The organism is Agrobacterium larrymoorei (assembly GCF_013322225.1).
Classification (GTDB): domain Bacteria; phylum Pseudomonadota; class Alphaproteobacteria; order Rhizobiales; family Rhizobiaceae; genus Agrobacterium; species Agrobacterium larrymoorei_A.
On the sequence record NZ_JAAMFB010000031.1, the window covers coordinates 20,613 to 42,500 of the forward strand.

The 21,888-nt window shown below is 58.9% G+C and carries 17 protein-coding genes and 1 pseudogene; 16 read left to right on the plus strand and 2 right to left on the minus strand.

Features of this window, described 5'->3' with window-relative positions:
• Window positions 1–42: 42 nt before the first annotated feature.
• Window positions 43–780: a FadR/GntR family transcriptional regulator gene (locus G6L28_RS18835; protein WP_174065475.1), complete on the minus strand. Its 738-nt coding sequence runs from the start codon at window positions 778–780 to the stop codon at window positions 43–45.
• 407 nt (window positions 781–1,187) lie between these two features.
• On the opposite strand from G6L28_RS18835, the gene G6L28_RS18840 reads away from it, so the two are divergent.
• Genes G6L28_RS18840 through G6L28_RS18880 form a run of 9 tightly spaced genes read left to right on the plus strand, consistent with a single transcriptional unit; the run spans window position 1,188 to window position 10,669 of the window.
• Window positions 1,188–2,684, plus strand: coding sequence for an FAD-dependent oxidoreductase (locus tag G6L28_RS18840; RefSeq protein WP_234902649.1), 1,497 nt, complete (start codon window positions 1,188–1,190; stop codon window positions 2,682–2,684).
• Window positions 2,677–3,321, plus strand: coding sequence for a 2-hydroxychromene-2-carboxylate isomerase (locus G6L28_RS18845; protein WP_174065479.1), 645 nt, complete (start codon window positions 2,677–2,679; stop codon window positions 3,319–3,321). Before G6L28_RS18840 ends, G6L28_RS18845 begins: the two co-directional genes overlap by 8 nt.
• Entirely contained in the window at window positions 3,318–4,319 is a 1,002-nt protein-coding gene (locus G6L28_RS18850) for a dipeptidase (protein ID WP_174065481.1), read from the plus strand. The genes G6L28_RS18845 and G6L28_RS18850 overlap by 4 nt, the downstream gene beginning before the upstream one ends.
• A gap of 30 nt (window positions 4,320–4,349) precedes the next feature.
• Window positions 4,350–5,423 (plus strand): ABC transporter substrate-binding protein, encoded by a 1,074-nt coding sequence (locus G6L28_RS18855; RefSeq protein WP_174065483.1) that lies wholly within the window; start codon window positions 4,350–4,352, stop codon window positions 5,421–5,423.
• Between the two features lie 20 nt (window positions 5,424–5,443).
• Window positions 5,444–6,499, plus strand: coding sequence for an ABC transporter ATP-binding protein (locus G6L28_RS18860; protein WP_174065485.1), 1,056 nt, complete (start codon window positions 5,444–5,446; stop codon window positions 6,497–6,499).
• On the plus strand, window positions 6,499–7,374 hold the full coding sequence (locus tag G6L28_RS18865; protein ID WP_174065487.1) for an ABC transporter permease: 876 nt from the start codon (window positions 6,499–6,501) through the stop codon (window positions 7,372–7,374). The genes G6L28_RS18860 and G6L28_RS18865 overlap by 1 nt, the downstream gene beginning before the upstream one ends.
• Window positions 7,375–7,382: 8 nt before the next feature.
• Entirely contained in the window at window positions 7,383–8,171 is a 789-nt protein-coding gene (locus tag G6L28_RS18870; protein WP_174065488.1) for an ABC transporter permease, read from the plus strand.
• A gap of 1 nt (window position 8,172) precedes the next feature.
• Entirely contained in the window at window positions 8,173–9,681 is a 1,509-nt protein-coding gene (locus G6L28_RS18875) for a carboxylesterase/lipase family protein (protein ID WP_174065489.1), read from the plus strand.
• Between the two features lie 49 nt (window positions 9,682–9,730).
• Entirely contained in the window at window positions 9,731–10,669 is a 939-nt protein-coding gene (locus G6L28_RS18880) for a LysR family transcriptional regulator (RefSeq protein ID WP_174065490.1), read from the plus strand.
• A 27-nt stretch (window positions 10,670–10,696) separates the two neighbouring features.
• Here G6L28_RS18880 and G6L28_RS18885 read toward each other — a convergent pair whose 3' ends face one another.
• Window positions 10,697–11,740: an alpha/beta hydrolase gene (locus tag G6L28_RS18885; RefSeq protein WP_174065491.1), complete on the minus strand. Its 1,044-nt coding sequence runs from the start codon at window positions 11,738–11,740 to the stop codon at window positions 10,697–10,699.
• Window positions 11,741–11,997: 257 nt separating this feature from the next.
• Between G6L28_RS18885 and G6L28_RS18890 the strand changes: the two genes are divergently transcribed.
• The 7 genes and pseudogenes from G6L28_RS18890 to G6L28_RS23085 all read left to right on the plus strand — a co-directional run bounded on the left by G6L28_RS18890 (window position 11,998) and on the right by G6L28_RS23085 (window position 21,883).
• Window positions 11,998–13,497, plus strand: coding sequence for an ATPase domain-containing protein (locus G6L28_RS18890; RefSeq protein WP_174065492.1), 1,500 nt, complete (start codon window positions 11,998–12,000; stop codon window positions 13,495–13,497).
• Window positions 13,490–15,553 (plus strand): PAS domain-containing protein, encoded by a 2,064-nt coding sequence (locus tag G6L28_RS18895; RefSeq protein ID WP_174065831.1) that lies wholly within the window; start codon window positions 13,490–13,492, stop codon window positions 15,551–15,553. The genes G6L28_RS18890 and G6L28_RS18895 overlap by 8 nt, the downstream gene beginning before the upstream one ends.
• A 322-nt stretch (window positions 15,554–15,875) precedes the next feature.
• Window positions 15,876–16,877 (plus strand): MsnO8 family LLM class oxidoreductase, encoded by a 1,002-nt coding sequence (locus G6L28_RS18900; protein WP_174065493.1) that lies wholly within the window; start codon window positions 15,876–15,878, stop codon window positions 16,875–16,877.
• 21 nt (window positions 16,878–16,898) lie between these two features.
• Window positions 16,899–18,238 (plus strand): annotated as a pseudogene (locus G6L28_RS18905) (LLM class flavin-dependent oxidoreductase).
• A gap of 74 nt (window positions 18,239–18,312) precedes the next feature.
• Window positions 18,313–19,500, plus strand: coding sequence for a M20 aminoacylase family protein (locus G6L28_RS18910; protein WP_174065494.1), 1,188 nt, complete (start codon window positions 18,313–18,315; stop codon window positions 19,498–19,500).
• A gap of 17 nt (window positions 19,501–19,517) precedes the next feature.
• Window positions 19,518–20,063, plus strand: a complete 546-nt coding sequence (locus tag G6L28_RS18915) for a GNAT family N-acetyltransferase (RefSeq protein ID WP_174065495.1) — start codon at window positions 19,518–19,520, stop codon at window positions 20,061–20,063.
• Between the two features lie 11 nt (window positions 20,064–20,074).
• Entirely contained in the window at window positions 20,075–21,883 is a 1,809-nt protein-coding gene (locus G6L28_RS23085; RefSeq protein ID WP_174065497.1) for an amino acid ABC transporter permease/ATP-binding protein, read from the plus strand.
• Window positions 21,884–21,888: the final 5 nt, after the last annotated feature.

Genomic DNA, 21,888 nt, shown 5'->3' on the forward strand with positions numbered 1-21,888 from the left:
AAGGCAGCCGGTTTTCCGGTTCTTGCCGATCTGGTTTGTCGGTCAGGCGTCTCCCTGCGATGGGTGGTCGAGATGATCCATCGATGTCTGTCGAATGAGGCGCTCCTGAAGCGTCAAAAGGTGGTTGCGCATGGCTTCACCGGCCTTCGACGGATCACGCGCGGCAATCGCGTCGATGATCTCGGCATGCTGATCGCGCGATTCCTTCAGCGTTTGATCCAACCTGCGTGCACGTTCGCGAACGGCCTGCCATGAAGGGTCCTGCCGGACACGGTTAATGACATCGAACAGCGACAGGAAAAGCTGGTTACCCGCACTCTGGGCGATAAGACGGTGCAGGGAACCGTCCCAAAGCTCCCGCCAGTCGGCATCTGTGCGCTCGTAAATCTTGGCGCAGGTTTCGCGCATACGCATGATATCCGCAGGCTTCGCACGCATGGCCGCCAGCTGCGCCAGTTGCGGCTCAATGCGCAATCGCACTTCCATGATTTCCATGAAATTGGTTCCGGGCACCAGGCTTGCCGCATGGTCACCCCAGCTGTCCGGCTTCTGCCCGAGAAAAGTTCCCGCGCCCTGCTTGCGCCAGATCAGCCCTTCGGCCTCCAGAACTTCGAGTGCCCGCCTCACTTCACGACGGCCAACGCCCAGCCTCTCGCTCAGTGTCCGCTCTGTAGGCAGTTTTCCATCCCGACCAAAAGCGCTGACACCAATCAGCTCACGCAGGCGTTCAAGCGCGTAATTGGCGTTTTCCGGGCCAACGATGTTGGAATTATCGTTCATTGGTTCGTACCAATTTCATATTGGTTCAATGAACAGGTGAGGCGCCTCCTCGTCAAGCCTAAAAAATACCCAGGGGAATTTTTTAGGCAGATTCTGTTGTTGTGTTATCACCACCGCGCCGCCGAGGGAAAATCTCGCCCATGTCTGCCGCACAAACGTCACCCATCTCTCAAGCAGGAAAGTCCGGCGTTTTGTGGTGCGGGACGGTTCGCTGTCGCGTTTCCTGGCGGGCCGAGCGGTTTCTTTAGAAGAATCGGCCGTTTGAATCGCCCTGCATGATGCTCGCCCTAAAATTTTGCTGAAAACCGCAAATGATTAGAAGGATTTTGCTTTCCTGATTTGCGCTTCTGTGGCTCTTGTGATGCTTAAATAGAATTTTTAACGATTATTCATTCAGAAATGACATGATGGAAGATCGCAAAACCGAAGCAGTGTCCGTGAGTGCCGGAGGCTTGCAGGCGCTGGAGGCGCTGCTTGCAAGGGAGCTCGCGCTGCTTGAGCGGCCGGCAAAGCCATGGGTGCCGCGCAGGCAACTCGACGGTGTCGAAGTGCTTGATGTGGCGGTCATCGGTGCAGGGCTTTGCGGGCTGACTGCGATCGCCGCACTGTCATTTGCCGGAATCGACAATGTAAGAGCCTTCGACAAGGCTTCCAGCGGTCTGGAAGGGCCGTGGGTGACGAGTGCCCGCATGGAAACATTGCGTACCCGCAAGGAACTCGCCGGGCCGGCGCTCGGAATTCCCTCCCTGACATTCCGCGCGTGGTTCGAGGCACAGTTCGGTGCACGCGCCTATGAAGACATGGTGCTCATACCGCGTGAAACATGGATGGCCTATATGGTCTGGTATCGCACTGTGCTGGCGTTGCCGGTGAGCAATGATACCGCGCTTGTAAGCCTGGTTCTGCGCGAGGACGGCCTGCTCGATCTCGTTTTGCTGGGGCCGGAAGGTCGCCGCAACGTTCTGGCGCGGCGGGTGATCCTCGCAACGGGGCTCGATGGCCTCGGCGCGCCGAGATTGCCGGATGTGGCGAAAACCGTTCCCGCCCGCTTCGTGCGCCATAGCGCCGATATATTCGACGTGAGCGCATTGCGGGGCAAGCGTATCGCCGTAGTCGGGGCCGGTGCCTCGGCGATGGACAATGCGGCTGCGGCGCTCGAGGCGGGGGCCACCCGGGTCGATCTTTTCATTCGCAGACACGATATTCCGCGCGTCGAAAAATTTGGCGGTATCGCCAGCATTGGCATGACCCACGGTTATATCGGCCTGTCCGACGCTGATCGCTGGGCCTTCATGGTCGAGGCGGAGCGGACGCAGATCCCGCCGCCCCGCCACAGCGTGCTGCGGGTCTCGCGCCATGCCAATGCCTTCTTCCATCTGGCCAGTCCTCTTCTCAGCCTGACAGAGGTGGACGATGCGGTGGAAATTGAAACCCCGAAGGGTCGTTATCCGGCCGATCTCGTCATTTTCGCGACCGGTTTCGATGTCGACTTTGACCGACGCCCCGAATTTTCGAGCCTAAGCGGTCGCGTCCTGCTCTGGCGCGACGCCTACCAGCCGCCCGCCGAACAAAGCAACGATGCGCTGGGGTCCTATCCTTATCTTGGATCGGCCTTCGAGTTTCTGCCGAAGCCCGATCTACCGGCCCGGGAGGCGGAGACGATTTCCCGGATCCACTGCTTCGCCTATCCTGCCGTTCCTTCCCACGGAAAAATAACCAGCGGCATTCCAGCCATAAGCCCGGGGGCGGAGCGTCTGGCGCAGGGCATTGCCCGGTCTCTCTTCGTTGAAGACCGCGCCCGTCATTTCGATACTTTCATGAACCACGACGCCGCTGAAATCACCGGCGAGGAATGGCGCGATGCGGACGCGCAAGACGAGATCAAGGAGCATGCCAATGGCTGAAGCGGCGCTGAAACTGGAGATATTTTACGGCATTTCCTCGCCATGGGCCTATTTCGGCGCGCCTCGGGCCGCAGAGGTTGCCCGCTCACACGGCGCCGCAATCGTGCTGCGGCCGATCCGCATCATCGAGGCCAATGGCGGCATTCCACTGCGCAGTCGCCCGGATGCCCGGCAGCGCTATCATGCCGTGGAACTGGACAGGTGGCGACGCCATCTCGACATGCCGCTTAACCTGACGCCGAAATTTTACCCCTGCGCCACAATCGAACGTGCGGCGCAACTCGTCATCGCCGTGCAGAAGGCCGGGCTTGATGCGATCGGCCTGTCTTTCGCCATCCAGCGCGCTCTGTGGAGCGAAGATCGCGATATCGCCGATCTTGAGACGCTGCGCGCCCTCGCGCAGGCAGTTATCGGTCCTGAAGGTGCTGCGCTTGCGCGCGATCCGCAGCCGAAGGACATCCTGGCGGAGTGGCAGGGAAATCTGGCTGAGGCCGAACGTCTCGGAATTTTTGGAACACCGACCTACGTGGTGAACGGCGAGCTTTTCTGGGGGCAGGACCGTCTGGAATTCGCAAGCCGCGCCCTAGCTGCGCTGAAGCAGCAGCTTTCAACAGCCGCAGTGAGGACATCCGCATGAGCGACGCCGCAAAATTCCACAATCAGGCCATTATCATCGATGGTCTGCAAACCTGCCAATGGAGCCGGTCGATTTTCGAGGACATGCGCGCGGGCGGCCTCACCGCCGTTAATGCCTCAAGCTTGATCTGGGAAAATTTCCGCGAGGGCATCGCCTATGTCAGCGAATGGAAACGTTTCCTGCGGGAAAACGACGATCTTATCCGCCCGGTGCGCAAGGTTGCGGATATTCATGCGGCCAAGGCGGAAAATAAAACGGGCATCATCATCGGCTGGCAGAATACCTCGCCGCTCGAGGACAGGCTGGATTATGTCGAGATTTTCAAGGATCTCGGTGTCGGCATTATGCAGCTGACCTACAATACCCAGAACTATTCCGGTGCCGGTTACCTTGAAGAAAACGACAGCGGCCTGACAGGCTTCGGCCGCGAGGTGCTGGCGGAGATGAACCGCGTCGGCGTTCTCTGCGATTTGAGCCATGTCGGTGACAGAACCACGGCGGATGTCATTGCCCGCTCGCAAGCGCCGGTCTGCATTTCACATGTGCTGCCACGGGCGCTGCACGACGTCAAGCGCAACAAGCCGGATGAACTCTTCAAGGCCTGCGCGGAGAAGGGTGGCATCATCGGCGTCAGCCTTTTTGCGCCGGGCCTTGCCGCCGGAAACGATGCTACGGTGGAGGATTATCTCGACGCCATGGCCTATGTCATCGATCTCGTCGGCGAAGATCATGTCGGCATTGGCACGGATTTCTCGCAGGAGCGGCCGCGACCTGGCCCGTGGCAAATCTGGGCCAACCGCGACAAGGGCACGGCGCGCACGCTGACGGAATTTGCGACCGTCAAGCTTTCCAAGCCGAAGGGCATCGAGCGTATCGGGGAAGTTCCCAATATCACCGCCCGCATGCTGGCGTGCGGCTGGAGCGAGACACTCGTCCTCAAACTTCTGGGCCAGAACTGGCTGCGCGTGCTTGATGCCGCCTGGCAGCCCGCAAGATAACGGTATCAAAAACAAACGGAGGCAACTGAAATGAAAAATGCTCATAAGCGCCGCAAGGCCGCTCTCGTCGTCGGCATTGTTGCCGCCGCGATCGCATCGCTCTCGGGAACCGTCTTCGCACAGGATGCGACGAAGGGCACCGTCAACATCGTCGGCTTCTCCGGCGTCTTTGCCGATAACTACCAGAAATTCATCATCGACGCCTTCAGGGCTAAACATCCGGGCATTGAGGTCAATTATCAGCAGAGCAAGAATTCGGCCGAAACGCTTGCGCTTCTGACCCTTCAGCGCGCCGAGCCGAAAGTCGATGTCGCCCTGATCGACGTTTCGGTCGCGATCAAGGCGAACAAGGAAGAGTTGTTCACCAAGCTTGACCCCGCCAAGGTGCCGAACCTTGCCGAGCAGCCGGAATGGGCGCGCATCGACGACGACCGTGCTGTCGCCTTCTCGCAGGATAATCTCGCCATTCTCTACAATGCCGACGCGGTGAAGGAGCCGCCGACAAGCTGGGCCGATCTCGCCGATCAGAAATACAAGGGCAAGATCGCCGCCAAGCTTTCCGATACGCGCGGCGTCATTCTTCTGCCAATCCTCACCAAGCTGAAGGGCGGCGACTACAAGACCTCCATCGATCCAGGCATCGATTTCCTCAAGGAGATTGCCCCGAGCGTCTCGACCTTCGAACCTGCGCCGGATTGTTATGCGGTGGTGCAGAGCGGCGAAGTTGATCTTTCCATCTGCTGGAACGGCCGCGCGCAATATCTGCATGACACGCAGGGCGGCAAGATCGGGATTGCCCTCCCGAAGGAAGGCTCCATCGGCCAGACGAACACGATCGGTCTGGTCGAAGGCTCCGCCAATAAGGAGGCCGCTGAACTCTTCGTCAATTACGCGCTGAGCGCCGAGGCGCAGGCAACCTTCGCCGAAAAGAGCTTCTATGGTCCGGTCAACAGCAAGGTTGCGCTGAGCGAACCCGTTGCCGCTCGCATCTATGGCAGCAAGGAAGCCCAGGCCGCGCAGTCCTCACTCGACTGGAACTTCGTGGCAGACAAATATTCGGCGTGGATACAGCGGATCAACCGCGAGGTCATCGCGGCGAATTGAGACAGGAAGCAGAGGACGCCATGGCCGATCATCATGTCGAGATCGACAATCTCGTGAAGACCTATCCGGGCGCCCTCAAGCCCTCTGTCGATCACGTCAGCCTTTCGCTACCGCGCGGGGAAATGCTGGCGCTGCTCGGCCCCTCCGGCTGCGGCAAGACGACGATCCTGCGCATGGTCGCCGGGCTTATTCCGGTGACGGCAGGCGAAATCAGGCTGGATGGACGCGATATTTCCGCAACCCCGGTGCACAGGCGCAACATGGGCATGGTGTTTCAGGCCTATGCCCTGTTTCCGCATATGAATGTTGCCGAAAACATCGCCTTCGGGCTGGAGATGCGCGGCATCGCCAAGTCTGAGCGCAAGGAGCGGGTGGAAAAGGCGCTCGACCTCGTCAAGCTTTCCGGTTTCGGCGAAAGGCGTGTCTCCCAGCTCTCGGGTGGCCAGCAGCAGCGCGCGGCGATTGCACGTTCGCTCGTCATCGAACCTGCGCTGTTGCTTTTCGATGAGCCTCTCTCCAATCTCGACGCCAAGCTGCGCGACGAGATGCGCGATGAAATACGCGATATACAGAACCGCACTGGCGTCACCAGCATTTTTGTGACGCATGATCAGGATGAAGCCCTATCGATGGCCGACCGGCTCGCGGTCATGTCTGAGGGGCGGCTGGAGCAGATCGGCACGCCGCGCGAGATTTTCGACCGGCCGAAAACGGATTTCGTCGCCTCGTTCATCGGGGCCGGCTCCATCCTTGCCGGAGCCGTCGTCGCGCCGGGCCGCGCGGAAATTCCGGGTCTCGGTTTCCTGCATTTCTCCGGCGCCGTCCCTGTTGGCCAGACAGCGCGGTTCCTGGTCCGCCCGCATCGCTTTCTCCTTGGCGATGGCATCAATGCTTTCTCCGGCATTGTCGAGCACGTCACCTATCGCGGGCAAATGCTGACGCTCGGCGTGCGCGCGGGCGATCATCGCTTACAGGCCGATCTGCCCACCCATGCCGCGGCCCTGCCTGCGAAGGGCGAGCGGGTCACGCTTTCCGTTGCGCCCGAGGATGTAACGCTGATCGGGGAGGCGGCCTGATGGCGGCGGCAAGCCATGCTTCCGGCGGCGGCACGTCGCATCGTGGCGTCTTGCTTCTCCTGCTTCTGCCGGGGCTTGTGGCGCTGCTGACGACGTTTCTGTTGCCGCTCATCTGGCTGGTGCGCGCCTCATTCGCATCCTCGTCCATGGCCGCACTTCGCGGCGGCGACTGGACGCTCGAATCCTACAGAACCGTTCTGTTCGACCCGTTTTACTGGAAGATTGCCTGGAACACTCTTTATCTTGGGGCGAATGTCGCCATTTTCGCGGTCATCCTCTCATATCCCATTGCACTTTTCCTCGCCCGCACTCAAAGCCGCTGGCGCGGCGTGCTGACGGCACTTGCCGTTGCGCCGCTTCTCACCTCCTCGGTGGTGCGCACCTACGGCTGGATGGTCATTCTGGGGGACCGGGGCGTTATCAACTCGGCGCTGCAATCCTCCGGGCTCACCGACGGCGTCATCCGACTGACCAATAATTACTTCGGCGCAACCGTCGCGCTGATCGAAATTCTGATGCCCTATGCGATCCTTGCGATGCTGAGCGGCTTCGGTCGGCTGAACACGCAACTGGAGGAAGCCGCCACCATGCTGGGCGCAAACCGCCTGCGTGTCTTCACCCGCATCGTGCTGCCGCTTTCGCTGCCCGGCGTTCTCACAGCCGCGCTTCTCGTGTTCGTCCTTGCGATTTCCTCCTTCGTCACACCACGCCTGATGGGTGGCGGCCGTGTCTTCGTCATCGGTACAGAGGTCTATAACGAGGCGACGGTGACGCTGAACTGGCCGCTGGCGGCGGCGCTTTCGGTGCTGCTGCTCGTGCTGTTCGGCAGCGTGATCGTAATTTACCAGCGCGCCATGCGTGCGCTTGAGACGTGAGGCCGGCCATGAATGCGAAATTCGGACGTCTCGCCCACGCGCTTTTGCTGACGCTGCTCTATCTGTTTCTTCTGGCACCGATCATCGTTGTCTTGATCATTTCCTTCGATACGCGGCAATATCTCGCCTTTCCGCCGGACAGTCTGTCCTTCGGCTCCTATGCCAAGGTTTTCGCCAACGCCAAATTCATCAGCGCCTTCTGGCGCAGCCTTGGCATTGGCCTGCTTGTCGGGTTGGTCTCGATCTTTGCCGGGCTGCTTTTGTCGCTGGCGCTGTCGCGGCATGAATTCCGCGGCAAGGGCGCGATCAACTTCCTCATCCTAGCCCCCTTCCTCGTACCGCATATCGTGCTTGCCGTCGGCGTGATGCTGGTGCTTGGGCCGCTTGGCCTGCTGGACAGCTATACCGGCATTTTCCTCGCCCATCTCGGCATCACCACGCCATATACGGTGCGCACCATCACCATGAGCCTGATGGCGGTGGATCGGCGTATCGAGGAGGCGGCGCGCGTTCACGGCGCATCGTCCGCCATGGTGCTGTGGCGCATCACGCTGCCGCTGGTTCGGCCCGGCCTCATTGCCGGGGCGGTTATCGCCTTCCTGATTTCCTTTGACGAAGCGACGATCTCGCTCTTCATCGTCTCGGTCAAATCCTCGACGCTGCCGACGGAAATCTATCACTATCTGGAATATTCCACCGATCCGCAGATTGCCGCTCTATCCGTCATCCTCATCCTGATTTCGGTCGTCGTCGTGGTGGCGGTCGAGCGGTTGATCGGGCTTCGTCAGGTGTTGTGACATGACGATGGTGAAAGTGGCGGCCGGTGCGCTGCAAGGGATCGCGGAAAATGGAATTCATGCCTTTTTCGGTGTGCCCTATGCCGCGCCTGTCACGCTGGAGCGCCGCTTCGAAGTGCCGCAGCCCGTCGTGCCATGGCAAGGCACAAGGGATGCCACCCGGCTTGGCCCCGTCTGTCCGCAAATTCCGACCTACGGTCCGGTCGGCACTGCCGCGACCTCGAAACTGGCCTTCGGTGAGGATTTCCTCACCGTCAATATACGGACGCCCGATCCGGCGGGCAGAGCCCCGGTGCTGTTCTGGATCCATGGCGGCGGTTATGCGGTCGGTTCCGCCAATGAGCCGGTACTGCAAAGCGGCGCTTTCGCGGCCAGTGGCATTGTCGAGGTCACGGTCAATTACCGTCTGGGTGCACTCGGTTTCCTTCATGTCGAAGGCAAGCATGACAATCGCGGTCTGCTCGATCTTGTCGCAGCACTCGAATGGGTGCGCGACAATATTGCCGCCTTCGGGGGCGATCCGGACCGGGTGACGCTGGCGGGGCGTTCGGCGGGTGGCTTTGCCGTCGCAACGTTGATGGCAATGCCAGGTGCGCAGGGGATATTCCACCGAGCTATGCCACAAAGCGGCGCAAGCACGGCTATCGCTTCGATGGAAGATGCTGCGAAGCTGACGCGCCGGTTCGTGACCGCCGCCAATGCCGATGAGACTTCGCTGGTGGCAATGCCCATGAACCGGCTGCTCGAAATCCAGCGCGATCTCTGTAACCAGTCCTATGAACAGCATGATTTTACCCGTGATGGCGCAGCCTCGATGCTTGGCGTGCCCTTCGTTCCGGTCATCGATGGGGTAAGCCTGCCGGAACATCCGGAAATTGCCGCGCACGAAGGCCGCACCGCCGCCGTGCCGATGATGATCGGTTGCACGACGGGAGAATATGTGACCCACGCGACGGCGCAGCCGAAAATGGACTTCGCGCTTTGCGCGGAATTGCTGCATGAGCGGCTTCTGCCGTGTGGCCTCACCGGCTCTCTTATTGTCGAGCGTTATCGTAGCGCGTTGCCGGGACACAGCCCGCGCGGCATCTGGCGGGCGGTTGCCGGCGATCTTGTCTTCCAGCTTCCGGCGATCCGTTTCGCCAGGCTGCATGCCCGTCGCAACCCAATCTATAAATATCTCTATGGCCCGCTGGTGGACGATGAACTGGGCGCGCCGCACGGGGCGGAAGTCGGCTGCGTCTGGTATCGCGATGGCTCGAACAGCCGTGAATTGCCGGAAAGACAGCGGGTCACGGACGCGGTCTTTGCCCGCGCGATCCACGATCTCTGGGTTTCGTTCATCAGGGATGGCCGGCCAGCCGCGCCGAACGGCGACTGGCCACTTTATCAGGCTGAAAAGCCAAGGGTTCTGTGGGCAAAGCCGACCGGATTTGACGTCGTGCCCGACCCCTTTGACGGGCGCGCGGCGCTTTGGCACCCGACTGGTCATGCGGATCGCAGATCGGTATAGCGCTTGCTGAGGTTCAAGAAGAAGCACATGTCTCGGGGCGGAGTGGAAAATGGTGTCTGACTATCTCGATACGCGGCAGCTCGAGGCTTTCGTGGCCGTTGTTTCGATCGGCAGCATCACCGGCGCTGCCAAGGCGCTGGGCAAGTCGCAACCCGTCGTGACACGTCTTATTCAGGATCTGGAGGGCGAAATCGGTTTTGCGCTGCTGCATCGCAACGGCCCGCGCATCACCCCCACCGAAAAGGGTGTCGCCTTTTTTTCCCAGGCGGAACTATTCCTCAGTGGCCTCAGGACGATCAGTGAAAGTGCACGGCACATCCGCGCCGCGCGCCGCACGGCTATAGAGGTTGCCTCCATTCCAGCGATTGCCGCCAGTCTCCTGCCGAGGGCGCTTGCAGCACTGCCAGACGACCGGTTTCCCGACCACGTGCACCTGCAGAGCATTTCCTCGGAAAATGTCGTGCAGGCGGTGATGGCCGGTACTGCGGATCTGGGGGCCGTCAGTCTTCCGCTCGACAATCCCGGTATCGACATCCATTGGCTGGGTGAGGTGCCATGTGTGGCCGTGGTGGCGGAGGATCATCCGCTGGCACAAAAGGCGGTGATTTCCGCGGAAGATCTCGCCGGACACCGGCTTATCGCGTCCGCCAACCCATTCCGCCTCCGCATGCGCATCAACGATGTGCTGTCTGGCCTCGGTGTTGACCTTTCTTCCGTAATCGACAGCAATGCGACCTATGTTTCCCTTTCTCTGGCGCGCATGGGTCTCGGTGTTGCAATCGTCGAATCGATTACCCTCTGGGGCCTGCCGGTAGAGGGTGTCCGCGTCATACCGCTCTCGTTCCATATCCCGTTCCAGTGGGGTTTGGTCACGGCAGCTGGCCGGCCGGTCATCTTCGAGGTGGAACAACTGGTCGCAACGGCAAAGCGGCTGGTGACTGATATCCCCCAAGCGGTAGTCTACGATAAAATATCGCAAATCCAGTAGTTTGGCTGTCCATGAAGACCAGCGCCGTCAGAGGTTGCCACCATTGCCTGCAGTATCCGCTTCCGCCCCCTTGATTGGAGCGCCAAGCGTTGTCGTGAACCATGTGACAACCCGGTCGATGATAGGTGGCTGGTACCAGTTCAGATCGCCGTGACCGGCACCTTCTACGAGAACATAATCGACCGTGTTTCCACTTTTCTTAAGGGCTTCATAAAGCTCCACGCTCTGGAGGGGTGACACGAGCGTGTCGGCGCTTCCATGCATGATGAGGAACGGTGGCTTTTTGCCGGAGACATGTCCCATCGGGCTTGCCTGCAACGCCTTCTCGGGATCACTTTCTATCGACGCGCCCGGGAAGTCCGCAAAGGCGGGGCCATTTACCAGTAGCGCCTCGGTTACGGCCGGAGATTGATGCACCTTTTCAATCGCTTCGGGAAAGCCTTTGCCGATCTCCAGCAGATTGGATATGCCGTACATCGTGACGGCTGCCTGAACGTCGGAGGATTTGTCAAGGAACTGTCCGGTATCGAAGGACTTCTCGCCATTCGTCATGCCCATCATCTGGGAGACGTAACCTCCCGCAGAATCGCCGAGCACACCGATACGGTTCGGATCGATGCCGTACTCCTTGGCATGTTCGCGAAGATAACGAATGGCTGCCTTGCCGTCCTCGACCAGGGCAGGATACTTGTTTGGCACCGTGCGATACTGAGCAGCCGCGACGACGAAGCCTGCCTTTGCAAGCGCCATCCGCAGATCGACGAATTTCTCATGCTCCGCCGAGATAAAGCCGCCGCCGGGAAAATAGACGATAGCCGGTTTCAGATCGTCGTTCCGGGGTACGAGCAACGCCATTTCGAGCTGGGTCACCGCGCGCAACTGTTTGACCTGGGAGTATACCACACCGCTGATCGCATCGATCTGGCCTAGCGTTTTCTCCACGCGAACGACCTGAGCACCATCTGTATAGCCAGGCAGCGCCGTCACCGTATCAGCCTGTGCAAGACTACTGGCCACGATTGTTGCTCCTAAAACCAGCGAACTGAGAACCATTCTCTGCGTCGTTTTCATATCTGTCTTCTCCTGCGGGGGTAAGAGTGAATGATGGTTTCAATGGGATGCCAGGTAGCTTTTTCATTGCAAGAACGCGATCCTGCACATCAGATCTATATGTCTTGCCTCCCGTCAAGCTCCATGTGAAGCGGACGCGGCGGCGACTATTTGGTCATAAAAATTGATAGTTTCTCGCCTTCCCATCGGTTGCTGGTTGCGCGTCAATGACAATCAAGAAATAAGTGATATAAGCGACGGAGGATGGAGGGCGCTTGATGGATGAGGCGAATACAATCAAGGCGATGACGGGTATCGAAGGGCTCGACGACATCCTTTCGGGCGGGCTGGCTCGCCGCCATGTTTTCCTTCTTGAGGGCGCGCCGGGTACGGGCAAGACGACGGTTGCTCTCCAGTTCCTGATGGAAGGTTCGAAGCTCGGTGAAAGCTGCCTTTACGTCACACTCTCGGAAACCGAAGAAGAGCTTAGAGACGCGGCTGCATCTCATGGGCTGGAGCTGCCTGACAATCTAAAAATCTTCGAACTCGTTCCCCCTGAAAGCCTGCTCGACGCCGACCAGCAACAGAGCTTGCTCTATTCGTCCGATCTTGAGCTTGGTGAGACGACAAAGCTGATTTTTGAGACATTCGAGCGCGTCCGCCCGAGCCGCGTCGTTATCGACAGTCTTTCGGAGATCCGCCTGCTTGCCCAAAGTTCGCTGCGCTATCGCCGCCAGATTCTTGCTTTGAAGCACTATTTCGCGAAGTCAAACGCCACAGTCCTCCTACTTGACGATATGACCGCCGACGTTCTGGACAAAACCGTTCACAGCGTCGTGCATGGCGTCATCCATCTCGAGCAGTTGGCACCCGATTATGGGTCGGAACGCAGGCGACTGCGCGTCATTAAATACCGTGGTCAGGCGTATCGCGGCGGCTACCATGACTTCATCATCCGAACGGGCGGCATCCAAGTGTTTCCAAGGCTGCGAGCCGGAGAACACCGCACCAAATTCGACCGGTCGCCAGTCGGAAGCGGCGTTCCGGAACTCGACGGTCTTCTGGGAGGTGGCATAGAGCGCGGTTCCAGCGCCTTGCTCATCGGCCCGGCGGGAACAGGAAAAAGCCTTTTTGCTTTCCAGTTTGCGGACGCAGCCGTCAAGCGCGGCGAGAAAGCTGCCATTTTCGTTTTCGACGAGGAACTCGGACTACTCTTCGACCGCACGAAAGCCTTGGGTTTCGACCTGGAGAAGATGCGCGATGACGGCTATCTCCACATCGAACAGCTCGATGCGGCAGAGCTATCTCCCGGTGAGTTCGCTCAGCGTGTTCGCGATCGTGTGGCGTTTTTTCAGGCGAAGACCGTCGTCATAGACAGCGTAAATGGCTATCAAGCGGCAATGCCGGAAGAGAATGCTCTCATCCTTCATATGCATGAACTGCTGCAGTTCTTGAACAGGCAGGGCGCAACGACCTTCCTGACCGTCGCTCAGCATGGACTGGTCGGAGACATGCGAGCGCCGGTCGACGTCACCTATCTTGCTGATACAGTGATCCTGCTTCGTTACTTCGAAGCAATGGGCAGGGTCCGGCGTGCCATATCAGTCATCAAGAAGCGAACAGGAAAGCATGAGGAAACGATCCGCGAGTTCATGATCGGCGACCGCGGCCTGACGTTGGGCGAACCGCTATCGAACTTCCAGGGCGTGTTACGAGGCGTACCGACATTTATTGGTGACGGTCAGGCGTTGCTCGATCAGCCGAAGAAGGATCCGTGACATTCCAGATCGATCTGTCGTCAATCTCATTTATGCTCCTGGCGGTCGCGATGCGCAGATTGCATCATCGCTTCTGACGGAAGCTGGCTTTGCCTCCATCCCTGTTCGCGATCTGGACGATTTGGCGACGAAAATCGGCGATGGCACTGGTTTCGTTGTGATCACCGAAGAGGCTGTCAGGAGCGCTGACCTTAAGGCTGTCGCGGACTGGGTAAGGTCGCAAGCGAGCTGGTCCGACATGCCGTTCATCGTTCTCACACATCGCGGCGGCGGGCCGGAGCGCAACCCGGCTGCAGCGCGCCTCTCAGAAGTGCTGGGAAATGTCAGTTTTGTAGAGCGACCGTTTCACGCCACGACCTTCATCAGCGTCGCCAGAACCGCCATGCGAGGCCGTCGGCGGCAGTTCGAGGCCCGGGTCAGGATCGAGGAGCTCGACGAGGGTGAGCGCAAGCTCGCCACCGCACTATCGGCTGGCCATCTGGGTACTTGGGAGTTCGACATCGCGACGGGGGCTCTTACGACGTCGCCGACCTGTCGCGCCGTTTTCGGGCGCAAGCCCAACGAGGCGTTTTCTTACGAAGATTTGCGGGAAACTATCCACCCCGACGATCGCTCCCGAATGGAGCAGGCTGTCTCGGCAACCATCAAGACCGGTGTTGATTATGCTATCGAATACCGGACGATCTGGCCTGACGGGACGCATCATTGGGCGGAGATCAGGGCGCAGCTTCATCGCAGCCGCGACGGTCGCGCTGTGAAGATGGTGGGCGTTTCCGCCGATATTACCGCCAGGCGAACCGATGAGGAAAGACAGCGACAGCTGAACGAATTGTTGGAAGAACGGGTGGCCTTGCGCACCGCGGAACTCCAGGCCGCGCACGCTGAGGTTCTTGCGGAAGTCGCTCAGCGCGAGAAAGCCGAAGAACAGCTTCGCCAGTCGCAGAAGCTCGAGGCCATCGGGCAGCTTACAGGTGGCATCGCGCACGATTTCAACAATCTTCTGATGGCTGTCCTTGGTAATCTTGAACTCATTCGCAAGGCAGTCAACTCGGATGCGCGGCTCGTTCGCCTTGCTGACGGGGCGCTTCAGGGTGCCAGGCGGGGTGCGTCGCTGACCCAGCGCCTGCTCGCGTTCGCCCGACGGCAGGACCTTCAGGTGAACCCTGTAGACATACGTAACCTCGTGTCTGGGATGGAGGATCTTCTCACACGGTCGGTAGGTCCGGAAATCGTGTTGGAGATAAGTCTTCCAGCCGACCTGCCACTCGTGCTTGCAGACGCTAATCAGGTTGAGCTCGCACTTCTGAACCTCGCCGTGAACTCACGTGATGCCATGCCGAACGGGGGTAAGCTGTCGATCGCGATTGACGAGCGAGAGATCGCAGTCGATGGCGGTAACCTCCAAGCCGGGCGCTATGCGGTGCTGACGGTTACCGACACGGGAAATGGGATGGATGAAGAAACGCTCAAAAAGGCTGTCGAGCCATTCTTTTCAACGAAAGAACTAGGAAAAGGGACTGGACTTGGCCTCTCAATGATCCATGGTCTGGCACTTCAACTCAGCGGCCAGTTTTTGCTGAAGAGCCAGCTGGGCGTCGGTACGACCGCAGAACTCTGGGTTCCCGTTGTCGATACCAGCTACGTTACGGCCGTCGACTCTTCTGCGGTTGCGGTTTCCGGTTCCACAGCGGTGGGCCTAAAGCGAATTCTTCTTGTGGACGATGATGTCCTGATCGCCATGAGTTCTGCTGACATGATTGCCGATCTCGGCCATGAGGTGGTCGAAGCGCATTCCGGGGCAGAGGCGCTCGATATCATACGGCAAGACGGGCAGATCGACCTTATGATTACCGACTATTCCATGCCGGGCATGAATGGTGCCGAGTTGATTGGCGCGGTGCGGCAAATCCGGCCAGATCTTCCCTTGCTTCTGGCAACTGGATACGCGGATCTTCCTTCTGGCGTCCAAGTGGAGGCGACGCGTCTTGCAAAGCCCTACACGCAGGACCAGCTCGCCACCGAGATCGGTAAATCATTGGCATCGCGGTCGCTGTAAACCCGCCTCAGTGCGGTCTGTGGTCGTGGACGTCAACGTGACGGGATCTAAATCAGGGGAGCCTTCGAAACCGGTTGCTTACGAAGCCAGCAGGCTACTCACCAAAAAAGCCGGAAATCTTTACGCGAATCTCAAACCGCGACATGTTGCGACCAAACACCTATAGGCCAGTGCGTCAGTATAATGAAAAGCTGAAGACGACCTCCGCCATCACGCGAGCCACGGTAATATATTTTCCATCATAGTCAGTCCGTAGAACGAGCAGCCTTTATTAGTCTATAAAACTTGTAGATTGTGTCGTCATTCAGATCGAGGGATGACTATGTATAGTCTCAGTTTGCTGGACAAAAGTCCTGTCGCTTCAGGTGAAAATGCAGCCAGCGCTTTTCGCGATACCGTGAACCTTGCCAGGCGGGCAGAGGAACTGGGTTACAAACGCTTCTGGGTCGCGGAGCATCACAATTCGCAGGAGGTCGCAGGTTCTGCGCCGGAAGCGCTGGTGGCCTGGATTTTGGCCAAGACGTCGCGCATCCGGGTCGGTTCCGGCGGAGTGATGCTACAGCATTACAGTTCCTACAAAGTCGCGGAAGTATTCAACGTTTTGTCGTCGCTGGCGCCAGGGCGTGTGGATCTGGGCGTGGGGAAGACGCCCGGCGGGTTGCCACTTGCAACGTCTGCTTTGCAGCAAGCCTATGATCCGGCGCTAAAGCCCGATTTTGAAACGGCATTCGGGGAGCTTGATGTCTTTCTCTCCGGTGCAGCTCCCGCCAAACATGCATTGGCGGGACTTGAGGCGACGCCTCTTCCGCCAGTGAGGGCGGAGAAATTTCTGCTGGGTGCGAGCCCTGAGAGCGCCCGGCTTGCTGCCTCCAATGGCTGGAATTTTGTGTTTGCCGGTCATCTGAATGGTGATGCGGACATATTGCGGAACAGTCTTGAAACGTTTCGCGCTGAAAGCGGAGGCAAGTCAGCTGTTCTGGCGCTCTCTGCCTTTGCTGCGAATGATCCCGCCCATGCTGCATCACTGGTTGCGGAGCAGCGTATATTCCGGGTGTTTCTCAGCAATGGCAAGGCTTTCAACCTTGGCAAACGCGAGCAGGCAGAGGAGTTTGCCCGGCAGGCCGGTGACACGGATTACCGCATTGAGGAGCACAAGCCGAACGTGCTGCATGGCACGGCGGAAGACATTCACTCGGCGCTTCGCCGCCTTTCGAATGATCACGGCATCGAAGAATTCATCATAGAGCCGCCCCATGTCGGCGCAGATCAACGACTGTCTTCAATAGAGCTGCTGGCGACACATCGCCTTTCCGCAGCTGCCTGAAAGATTAGGGAGTCCAGATAGATGACCAGAAAGAAAATCAATTTCGGCGTTATGCTCCATGGTCCCGGCGGGCATATGAATGCGTGGCGGCACCCGAAGAGCCCGGTGGATGCGAGCGTCAACCTCGAGTTTTTCAAGAGACGATCCTCAAGGCGGAAGCGGCGGGCTTTGCCTTCGCCTTCGTGGCGGATGGGCTCTACATCAATGAAAAATCCATCCCCCACTTCCTCAACCGCTTCGAGCCTCTGACCATCCTGTCGGCACTTGCTGCCGTCACGTCCAGAATTGGATTGGCGGGAACGGTGTCGACGTCCTATAGCGACCCCTTCACGGTGGCGCGCCAGTTCGCCTCGCTCGATCAGATCAGCGGCGGCAGGGCGGGATGGAACGCGGTGACGACGCCGCTTGAAGGAACGGCCAGGAATTACAGCCGCGCGCATCCCGAACACGCCCTTCGCTATGAGATCGCCGACGAATATCTCGAGGTCGTCAAAGGGCTTTGGGATAGCTGGGATGACGATGCTTTCGTGCGCAACCGCGAAACCGGCCAGTTCTTCGACAAGACGAAACTGCACACGCTCGGCCACAAGGGCCGGTTCTTCTCGGTCGAAGGGCCGTTGAACATTCAGCGCTCCGCGCAGGGGCAGCCGGTGCTTTTCCAGGCCGGCGCCTCTGATGCCGGTATCGGGCTTGCGGGCAAACATGCAGACGCCGTGTTCACCAATTCCGTTTCGCTGGAAGAAAACCAGACCTTCCTCAAGCGCGTGAAGCAGAGTGCCGTGGCGCAGGGGCGCTCCGCATCAGATGTGAAGATTTTCCCCGGTATCGGCCCAATCGTTGCCGAAACGCAGGAAAAGGCGGAGGAGAAATACAACATTATCCGCAATCTCATCACCATCGACGACGCGCTTGCCTATCTCGGTCGCTTTTTCGATCACCATGATTTCAGCGTATATCCGCTGGATGAGCCTTTCCCGGAACTGGGCGATATCGGCAAGAACAGCTTCCGCTCCACGACCGACCGCATCAAGCAGCGGGCGAAGGAGAAGAACCAGACCCTGCGCGAAGCAGCGCTTGATGCCGCCACGCCGCGAGAAGGCTTTATCGGCACGCCGGACAAGGTGGCTGACGAGATCATTCGCTGGGTAGAGCATGATGCCGCAGATGGCTTTATTCTCGGGTTCCCGGTGGTTGCGGAAGGTCTGGATGATTTCATCCGGCTGGTGCTCCCGGTTCTCCAGCGGCGCGGATATTTCGAGCCCGATCTGGAAGGGCGCACGCTGCGCGACCATCTTGGGCTGCCTTACAAGGAAAGTGTTTATGCGAGTGCTGAGAGTGAAACAGGCAGAGCCATTGCCTGATCATGCATAGTCCCCGCTTCGACTGAAATTGAAACATGCGCGGTGACGTCATCGCCGCGCAGGAGGCCAAAATCATGAATATCCGCATCGACGGCGCGCGTCATAGTGACGACGCCGAACGGGGAATCCTTGCCTTCATAGAGGAGAGCATCGCCTTTCGCCGCGATCTCCATCGGCACCCGGAACTGTCACTGAAGGAGAAGCGGACCTCCGGCCTGGTCGCGCGCTACCTGCTATCCTACGGATATGAGGTGACGGAAGGCGTCGGCGGATATGGTGTCGTTGCCACGCTGACGCGCGGCAATAGTGACAAGCGCATCGGCATCCGTGCGGATATCGACGCCTTGCCGATCATCGAGGAAACAGGCCTTGCCTATGCCAGCGAAAACCACGGCGTCATGCATGCCTGCGGACATGATGGGCACACGACGATCCTGCTGACGGCAGCGCGGTATCTTGCCGAACATTCCAATTTCTCCGGAACTCTTACGTTGATCTTCCAGCCTGCCGAGGAAATCGGTGCATGTGCGCGGACCATGATCAAGGACGGATTGTTCGAACGCTTTCCCGTCGATGCGGTTTTCGGTCTGCACAATTGGCCGGGTGTCAGTGCCGGACATTTCGGCTTCGTGGAAGGTCCAGCCATGGCCTCCGTCGACAAGGCGACGGTTCGGATCGTGGGGAAGGGTGGGCATGGCGCCGAACCGCACCAGACGGTGGATCCGGTGCTGGCATCCGCCGGTTTCATCACGTCATTCCAGAGCATCGTTTCGCGCAATGTGGACCCTAGGGACATGGCCGTACTGACGGTCGGTTCCATCCATGGCGGCACCGCTTCGAATGTCATTCCAGAAAGCGTGGAGTTGAAACTCACCGCCCGCGCATTCACGCAAAGCGTCCGGGAAACCATCGAGGCTCGGTTGATCGCCTTGGCGAAGGCGCAGGCGGAAAGCTATGGCGCGCGGGCCGATGTGGATTACCACCATGGCTTTCCGCCAGTCATCAATCATGCACCACAGACCGCTTTTGCCCGCGACGTAGCACATCGTCACTTTCCCGCAGGACAGATCGAAGAGAGTTTCCAGCCGCGCACGGCAAGCGAGGATTTCGCCTTCATGCTTCAGGAGCGGCCCGGCTCCTATCTCTTTGTCGGAAACGGCGAAAGCGCGCCTCTTCACAGCCCGCATTACGATTTCAACGATGCCATCATCGCGCCCGCCGCCCGTTTCTGGGTGCGGCTGGCGGAAGCCTATCTTTCCTGAGCGAGGCGAACACGCACATGAGCGACAGATTTCTCTATACCTCGATCCTCGATCCGCTGGCAAAGCCGCTTCTGGACGAGTTGTTGTTCGAATATGACAGCCGCTACGGCACCTTCTTCAGCGCTGCGGGCGCGAAGGAAGAGATGACCAAATACCCGCCCGAAGCCTTCAGCCCGCCCTATGGCAACTTCCTGCTGTTGCTTAGAAACGGTCAGGCAATCGGCGGCGGCGCTTTCATGCGTTATGACGATGACACGGCTGAATTCAAACGGGTTTGGACACACTCTTCCTATCGCAGACAGGGATTGGCGAAGAAGGTTCTGATCGAGCTTGAGCGTCAGGCCGCGCGGCAGGGTTACTCCCGCATCTATCTGACGACCGGTTTCCGTCAACCGGAAGCAGTGGGGCTTTATCTTTCGAATGGATATACCGCGCTGTTCGACAGGACCGTCGACCCTGAAACGATCAAGTCGTTGCCCTTCGAAAAGTGGCTGTCTGTTCCTGCGATCGAAGGTGTTTCCACTGCCAGCAATGCCCATTACCAACTTTCCGCCAGCCAATAGGGGCCACAGCGATGACTATAGTGTCAGATTTTCCGCATGCGCTTGGCAACGAGCAGAAGGCGCAGGCCGTAAGGGGTGACTATTCCCATCTGAAGATCATCCCGGCGCGCTACCCGCTGCGCACGGCAGGCACGATCTTTTCAGTTTTGCTTATCGCGAGTGTTCTGCACTCCGTTTTTGGTAATCCCCGTTGGGGCTGGGATGTGTTTGCGCAGTGGTTCTTCGCGGAACCCGTTCTCGTCGGTCTCGGCAGAACCCTGCTTCTGACCGCATTGGGTGGTGCGCTCGGATTCATCTTCGGCACGCTGCTGGCCTTGGCGCGAGTTTCCGGTTCGCCGCTGCTTGCTGCGGTATCGTGGACCTATATCTGGATTTTCCGCTCAATCCCTCTCATCGTGCTGCTTTTGATCCTCAATAATCTCGGCTATCTCTATGAGACCGTAACGGTTGGCGTTCCTTACACCGGCATCAATTTCTTCAGCTGGAACACGACACAGCTGATCACGCCCTTTGCGGCGGCGGTGCTGGGTTTGACGCTCAATCAGGCCGCGTTCGCCTCGGAAATCATTCGTGGCGGCATTCTTTCGGTCGATCAGGGGCAGTTGGAAGCGGCCTCTGCGCTGGGCTTGCCGAAGGGTCGTCAAGCACGGCGCATTATTCTTCCGCAGGCCATGCGCTCCATTCTGCCGACAGCGTTCAACGACATCATCGGTCTCGCCAAAGGCACCTCTCAGGTCTATATCCTCGCGCTGCCCGAGTTGTTCTACACCATCCAGATCATCTATCGCCGCAATCTGGAGGTCATTCCGCTGCTGATGGTCGCTACCGTCTGGTATCTCATCATCCTCACGGTTCTGTCGATCATCCAGCACTATATCGAACGGCATTTCTCCCGCGGCGCGTTGCGCAATCCGCCCCCCTCCTTCTTCACGACGCTTTATCGGACCTTTATTCCGCGCAAGACAGTTGTCGCCGTGAGTAAAGAGCCGCTGGCTCCGCCGGTCCGGGCCGTTCATGCCACCTCGTCGGTGCGTCAAAAGGGATTTCAACTCGGCAATCGCGGCGGCAATGTCACCATTCACGGCGTTTCCAAATCCTTCGGCTCGCTGAAGGTGCTGGATGACATCACTCTTAGCGTGCCCGCCGGAAGCGTCACGACCATTCTCGGTCAATCCGGCTCGGGTAAATCCACGCTTCTGCGCTCGATCAACCATCTGGAACGTATCGACAGCGGCTTCATTGCCATCGATGGGGAATTGATCGGCTACCGGCAGGAAGGCGACAGGCTTTATGAGCTGAAGGAGCACGACATTCTGAAGCGCCGCGTCGAAGTCGGCATGGTCTTCCAGAACTTCAATCTCTTCCCGCACTTGACCGCGCTCGAAAACATTACCGAAGCGCCGATTACGGTGCGCGGCATCGGAAAAGAACAGGCGGAAGCGGAGGCGCGGGAGCTTCTGGCACGCGTCGGTCTTTCCGATAAGGCAGACGCTTACCCGCGGCAATTGTCCGGTGGCCAGCAGCAGCGCGTGGCCATTGCCCGTGCTCTTGCCCTGCGCCCCAGGGTCCTGCTCTTCGATGAACCGACCTCGGCCCTCGATCCCGAACTGGTCAATGAGGTTCTGGACGTCATCAAGGAACTGGCCCGCTCCGGCGTCACGCTCATCATCGTCACCCACGAAATCGGCTTTGCCCGCGAAGTGTCAGACACGGTCATCTTCATGGAGCAAGGCAAAATCCTCGAAACGGGGAAGCCGGAGAAGCTGTTCAGCAAACCGGACCATCCCCGCACCGCAGAATTTCTCGCAAAAGTTCTCTGAACGCT

Excerpts from the sequence above, each read along its gene's own strand:
- G6L28_RS18835 (WP_174065475.1), bottom strand. The coding sequence starts at position 780 with ATGAACGATAATTCCAACATCGTTGGCCCGGAAAACGCCAATTACGCG.
- G6L28_RS18840 (WP_234902649.1), top strand. The coding sequence starts at position 1,188 with ATGGAAGATCGCAAAACCGAAGCAGTGTCCGTGAGTGCCGGAGGCTTG.
- G6L28_RS18845 (WP_174065479.1), top strand. The coding sequence starts at position 2,677 with ATGGCTGAAGCGGCGCTGAAACTGGAGATATTTTACGGCATTTCCTCG.
- G6L28_RS18850 (WP_174065481.1), top strand. The coding sequence starts at position 3,318 with ATGAGCGACGCCGCAAAATTCCACAATCAGGCCATTATCATCGATGGT.
- G6L28_RS18855 (WP_174065483.1), top strand. The coding sequence starts at position 4,350 with ATGAAAAATGCTCATAAGCGCCGCAAGGCCGCTCTCGTCGTCGGCATT.
- G6L28_RS18860 (WP_174065485.1), top strand. The coding sequence starts at position 5,444 with ATGGCCGATCATCATGTCGAGATCGACAATCTCGTGAAGACCTATCCG.
- G6L28_RS18865 (WP_174065487.1), top strand. The coding sequence starts at position 6,499 with ATGGCGGCGGCAAGCCATGCTTCCGGCGGCGGCACGTCGCATCGTGGC.
- G6L28_RS18870 (WP_174065488.1), top strand. The coding sequence starts at position 7,383 with ATGAATGCGAAATTCGGACGTCTCGCCCACGCGCTTTTGCTGACGCTG.
- G6L28_RS18875 (WP_174065489.1), top strand. The coding sequence starts at position 8,173 with ATGACGATGGTGAAAGTGGCGGCCGGTGCGCTGCAAGGGATCGCGGAA.
- G6L28_RS18880 (WP_174065490.1), top strand. The coding sequence starts at position 9,731 with ATGGTGTCTGACTATCTCGATACGCGGCAGCTCGAGGCTTTCGTGGCC.
- G6L28_RS18885 (WP_174065491.1), bottom strand. The coding sequence starts at position 11,740 with ATGAAAACGACGCAGAGAATGGTTCTCAGTTCGCTGGTTTTAGGAGCA.
- G6L28_RS18890 (WP_174065492.1), top strand. The coding sequence starts at position 11,998 with ATGGATGAGGCGAATACAATCAAGGCGATGACGGGTATCGAAGGGCTC.
- G6L28_RS18900 (WP_174065493.1), top strand. The coding sequence starts at position 15,876 with ATGTATAGTCTCAGTTTGCTGGACAAAAGTCCTGTCGCTTCAGGTGAA.
- G6L28_RS18910 (WP_174065494.1), top strand. The coding sequence starts at position 18,313 with ATGAATATCCGCATCGACGGCGCGCGTCATAGTGACGACGCCGAACGG.
- G6L28_RS18915 (WP_174065495.1), top strand. The coding sequence starts at position 19,518 with ATGAGCGACAGATTTCTCTATACCTCGATCCTCGATCCGCTGGCAAAG.
- G6L28_RS23085 (WP_174065497.1), top strand. The coding sequence starts at position 20,075 with ATGACTATAGTGTCAGATTTTCCGCATGCGCTTGGCAACGAGCAGAAG.